Here is a 4,936-nt window from a genome sequence, read left to right as displayed (position 1 = left end):
CAATGGATGCACGGCTTCTACGCCAGTCATGCAAAGCCCTACCCGATGCGCATGCTCACACTGCTGAAGCTTGCCGGTAGTGAGGACGAGAGTCCGAGCAGCGGTCGACAGACTCTGCGCAAGGCCCTTGATGCCTTGGCCGAGGCGAGCGAGGCCCACTGGAGGGCGACAATCATTTTGGCCGGTGTAGCGGCGAAGGTTTTGGCCGGTGGGGAGAAGTCGGAGGCGGCGTAGCCGCTGGAGAGTTCTCCCCACCGGCGGCGCCGAGTCGGCTGGGCTCTACGATGGCTGATCGAATAAGAAAGCGATCAGCTACATGTCTGGAACCCGCATTACCGACCAACAGGTTCGCCTCTACATGTCCAAACGCAAACATCACTCTCAGGAGATCGCCGCCGCCAAGGCCGGCATCAGCGTGCGCAGCGCGCGTCGCATAGAACGAGACGCCTTACTGCCATCCCAGAAACCTCGTCGTTACTGGCGTTCCCGTCCCGATCCCTTCGCTGACGTCTGGGATACTGAAGTCGTTCAGATGCTCGCGAACGCGCCGCAACTTCAGGCGGTCACGATCCTGCGCAAGCTGCAGGACGATCACCCCGGTGAGTATCCGGATAGCACACGCCGCACGCTCGAGCGACGCGTGCGGCACTGGAGGGCGATGTCCGGCCCACCGAAGGAAGTCTTCTTCCCGCAACTGCATGAGCCCGGCGCACGTGGCCTGTCCGACTTTACCGACATGGCCGAACTGCGAGTGACGATCGCTGGCGTGCCGTTCGAACATCGGCTGTATCACTTCGTGCTCGCGTTCTCGCGCTGGGAATACGCCAATGTCGTTGAAGGCGGCGAGAGCTTCGAAGCCCTGTCCATGGGATTGCAGAACGCACTTTGGCAGGCCGGGGGATGTCCGCGCGAGCATCGCACCGACAGTCTGTCAGCGGCGTTCAGAAACCTCGCGGACGAGGACGACTTCACGGTGCGCTATGCGGCGCTGCTTGAGCACTATGGGATGAACGGGACACGCAACAATCGTGGTCTGGGTCACGAGAACGGTAGCGTTGAGTCATCGCATCGTTACCTGAAGGAAGCCGTCGACCAGGCGTTGATGTTGCGCGGTCACCGGGACTTTGTAGATCGTGCGGCCTATGATGAGTTTCTGCGCGAGGTCGTCATGCGTCGTAACCGGCGTAACGCGGCGGCGTTCCGCCTTGAGCGCGAGCAGCTCACGGATCTGCCGTTAAGACGCACCACTGACTTCGTCGAGGAAGAAGCGCGCGTTACACGCTGCAGCACCTTCACCGTACGCGGCATTCTGTACAGCGCGCCGTCGCGCCTGATCGGTCATCGCCTGAAGGTGCGCGTGTACGGCGACCGGCTCGACTGCTATCTGTCGGGCGCGCTGGTGCATAGCACCTCGCGCGGCTCGCGTGCCGGCGACAACCGCCGTGCGCTGGATTACCGACACTTTATTGAGAGCCTCAAACGCAAGCCGCAGGCCTTCAAGGGGCTTGCGTTTCGAGACGAGCTGTTTCCGCGTGAGGCGTATCGCCGGACGTGGGAACAGCTGGAGGCGAGACTGACACAACGCGAGGCGTGCAAAGTCATCGTTGCATTGCTTGAACTCGCCGCGCTCGATGGCGTCGAGGCCGTGCTGGCCGCGCGCCTCAACGCGTTGCTGGTTGACGGCAAGCTGCCTGATCTGAAGGCTCTGCGCGAGGAGTTCGCGCCGCGTCACGCCGATTGCCCAGTCGTCAATGTCGAGATGCCACCCGCAAGCAGCTATGACGACCTGCTCGGCAAGGAGGTCGCATGAGCACGCCCGCTTACGATGCCGGCCGTCTTGCCTTGATGCTCAATGAACTGCGCCTGCCGACCATCGCCCGCCTGTGGCCCGAGTTTGCGGAGCGCTCCGACAAGGAAGGCTGGCAGGCCACGCGGCTGATCGGCGCATTGCTCGAACACGAACTGGCCGAGCGGGCCAAACGGCGAATCGAACGACACCGTGCCGAGTCGCATCTGGACCCGACCAAGACGCTTGCGACCTTCGACTTCAGCATGGTGCCGATGGTTTCAAAGGCACACGTCATGGCGCTCGCGACCGGCGATTCGTGGCTTGAGAAAGGCGCCACGGCGCTCCTGTTCGGTCCGCCCGGAGCCGGCAAAAGTCATCTGGGTTCGGCCATCGGACACGCGTTGATTGACGCCGGCTACCGGGTGCTGTTCACGCGTACCAGCGAGCTCGTGCAGAAGCTGCAGGCTGCGCGTCAGAGCCTGCAGTTGCCCTCAGCTCTTGCCAAGCTCGACCGCTTCGACCTGATCATCCTGGACGATCTGTCATATGCCCGGAAGGATCAGGCCGAAACCAGCGTGCTGTTCGAGCTCATTGCCGAAAGATACGAGCGCCGCAGCCTCCTGATCACCGCCAACCAGCCGTTCTCGGGCTGGAATGACGTGTTTCCTGATCCTGGCATGACCGTCGCTGCAATCGACCGGCTCGTCCATCATTCGACGATCTTCGAGATGAATGTCGAAAGCTACCGTCGTCGCACCGCCAGCGACAAGCAGAACAACAGGCGCCGACAATCATCCGGCGACAATCAACAACAAGGAGCGACAACCATGACCGGATAACGACCGACAGTCATCCCGGTCGACCGGCCAAAATGATTGTCGGTAAACCGGCCGTGCTGCTTGACGCTATCCAGCCCACGGTCAGCCGTTCAGCTACGACATTCGAGGCGACCTGGTACATGTCGATAAGAAGCCCAGCGACTCGCAACGCCGACACCTAGCCAAGAAGGCCGGTGGACAAAGGAAACGGCGCCTCTGATGCCGTTCTTGCGCCTACGTGGATGCCGTTCCAGCACCTACGGTATGCCGTTCCAGCACCTACGCTCTGCCGTTCCGACGCCTAGGGTCTACCGTTCCAGCGCCTAGGCTGTCCACAAGCCGAATGCCTCACAAACTCAACAGCGGTGCGGAGTTGCGGCATTCGACTTGCAACGCCTAATCTGGTTTTAATCTTTATCTAATCATGCTGCGGCGATTTGCTTCCCAGAGCATGCGCATGGCTGTCGCGCCGCGCTACGCGTAACGAATGCGGGGTTGAGTGCGACGGACGCATCGAGCTGAACACCAAAGGATTTGAGCCGGCCACCTGGATACGGATCTAATAGTCGAAGCAGCGATCGGGGTAGCGTACCGCGCGCAATGCCGGAAGCCTTTCTGGTAAAGGCTTTGCGGGACGCTGTTCGCCCCCTACCTTCTTTCTACCTTTCTCTTACCCGGGACAGGATGTGAACAACATTGTGGCCCGATGCGCCGCTCAGGAAGTCTTCGGTCTGCAAAGACAGAACCGGTGCCGGGTTCCCCACCTTTGCGCTTTCTAGGATTGCCGCTGCGCGACTCTCCGCTATCTTTGGCATCGCCGTCGCCGTCGCCCCGTCCAAATTCAACAAATCCCATAGCGCATCGGTTTCCGTCCACGGTATGGGGTCATCGGAATACGGCCATACTTGGTGGCTCTGAATACCGACTGACGCGAGATAGGACGATTCTGTCGTCAGTCGATGTATTTCCATTTCCACCAGCTCGTCGCGTACAAGCTCGAAGCCGGACGGTTCGTCGTCGGGCGGTGACATTGGTGCCCGTCGTTTGCGTTCGGGGCGCGCATAGCTGTATAGCTCGGACCGTATGTCGAGGTCGTTCAGACAACGCCGAACGCAGCGATACGCGCCGGAACCATTGACATCCGAAACCGCCAAGCGATTTATCGTGCGATGTAGCCGATATAAGGCAATCGCCTCCGTCAAGTGCCCTAGCGTGAGAGGTTCTTTATACACCTCGGCCCAAAGCAGCTCACCTTCGAATGCGCGGAGCGTTTCGCCAAACGTTCGCTCGTTCAGGTGTTCGGCCTCAAGTTCTCTCCACGTCACATCGTCATGCCACGGTCCCAAATTGCAAAAGCGAGTGTGGCAAAGCGGCCAGAGTACGGTCGGATCGCTCGCGTCGCCCCAAAGCGCCCGCCACAAGTTCGCAGGGCCGTCGTGATAAAGCGCCTCAGCTTCGGGAAACAGCCGGCACAGCATGCTCACTACATCAAGTGGAGGTTTTTTGAAGCTTCCTCTGAGGAGGTGATACCACTTGTTGGAAAACTGTGTATCTGGCCAGCCAAATTTTTCAGACTCTCTGTTGACCCAGTCTCCAAACTGATTGGTGTTCATACAGCCAGTTTTGCGAATTAAGGTTGTGATTAAGGCTCTTGTGCGGAGCTTAACCACTTCAAAATCTTTGGCGGATTGATGTGCCACAGGGCAAGTTGTCCTAATGGTTGAAAAATATAAGAACCTCTACCGGTCATTCTATGGAAATTCAGTTAAATATTCACATGTCGAGCCAATTCAATGTGGTGTTTACGAAAGCGATGAATCAAACCTTGGAAATCCTCATCAAGCGGTATGGGGCGGTGATGACGCTCAACCAACTAGCCATAGCGCTGGATCGAAAGCCTGAGGGGCTTCGTATGTCCCTGCTCGCCGGCAAGGAACCGTGGGCGCGGGAACTGAGCGCACGCAAGATATACGTCGGCCGACGGATGTATTTCCCCGTTGACGTTGTCGCCGCTCTCTTGATGGGCGCACTGCGCAGGGAGGATCGAGCGTAATGGCTGCGACTCTGACTGAACGTATCGCAGCACGGGTACTAGCTCAATCGTCCGCTCCGCAATCGCAGTTAAACCGTGCTGTCTTCTTGGGCGTGCGCAACGAAGTGCAACGTGCCCTCGACGACGGTTGGTCGGTCTTGGCTGTATATCGAACCTTGCATGCAGACGGGCGCATTGCGTTCAGTTACCAAGCATTTCGCCGGTATGTAAACACACTGATTGCGCGTAAGCCGAACGTTCCTAAAAGGTGAAGGTGTTGCGAGTGAGAGCGTATTC

5 protein-coding genes and 1 pseudogene are annotated in these 4,936 nt (G+C 58.9%); 5 read left to right on the top strand and 1 reads right to left on the bottom strand.

The features are described from left to right. The 3 genes and pseudogenes from U5775_RS38490 to istB all read left to right on the top strand — a co-directional run. Positions 1–234: pseudogene (locus U5775_RS38490) on the top strand (hypothetical protein); the annotation flags it as partial. 124 nt (positions 235–358) lie between these two features. After that, positions 359–1,810 (top strand): IS21 family transposase, encoded by a 1,452-nt coding sequence (istA, locus tag U5775_RS38485; protein WP_415913763.1) that lies wholly within the window; start codon positions 359–361, stop codon positions 1,808–1,810. Continuing rightward, a complete protein-coding gene (gene istB, locus U5775_RS38480; protein WP_322063363.1) occupies positions 1,807–2,628 on the top strand; it encodes an IS21-like element helper ATPase IstB in 822 nt (273 codons plus the stop codon). Before istA ends, istB begins: the two co-directional genes overlap by 4 nt. Before the next feature lie 638 nt (positions 2,629–3,266). Here istB and U5775_RS38475 read toward each other — a convergent pair. After that, positions 3,267–4,307, bottom strand: a complete 1,041-nt coding sequence (locus U5775_RS38475) for a hypothetical protein (RefSeq protein ID WP_322063362.1) — start codon at positions 4,305–4,307, stop codon at positions 3,267–3,269. A 53-nt stretch (positions 4,308–4,360) separates the two neighbouring features. Between U5775_RS38475 and U5775_RS38470 the strand changes: the two genes are divergently transcribed. Both U5775_RS38470 and U5775_RS38465 read left to right on the top strand, forming a co-directional pair. Next, entirely contained in the window at positions 4,361–4,660 is a 300-nt protein-coding gene (locus U5775_RS38470; RefSeq protein ID WP_322063361.1) for a hypothetical protein, read from the top strand. Next, positions 4,660–4,911, top strand: coding sequence for a TraK family protein (locus tag U5775_RS38465; RefSeq protein WP_322063360.1), 252 nt, complete (start codon positions 4,660–4,662; stop codon positions 4,909–4,911). The genes U5775_RS38470 and U5775_RS38465 overlap by 1 nt, the downstream gene beginning before the upstream one ends. Positions 4,912–4,936 lie beyond the last annotated feature (25 nt).

It is taken from the genome of Paraburkholderia sp. J63 (assembly GCF_905220245.1).
Lineage (GTDB): Bacteria > Pseudomonadota > Gammaproteobacteria > Burkholderiales > Burkholderiaceae > Paraburkholderia.
The sequence above is the reverse complement of the archived record's forward strand: the minus strand, read 5'-3'. Positions and strand labels throughout refer to the sequence as shown.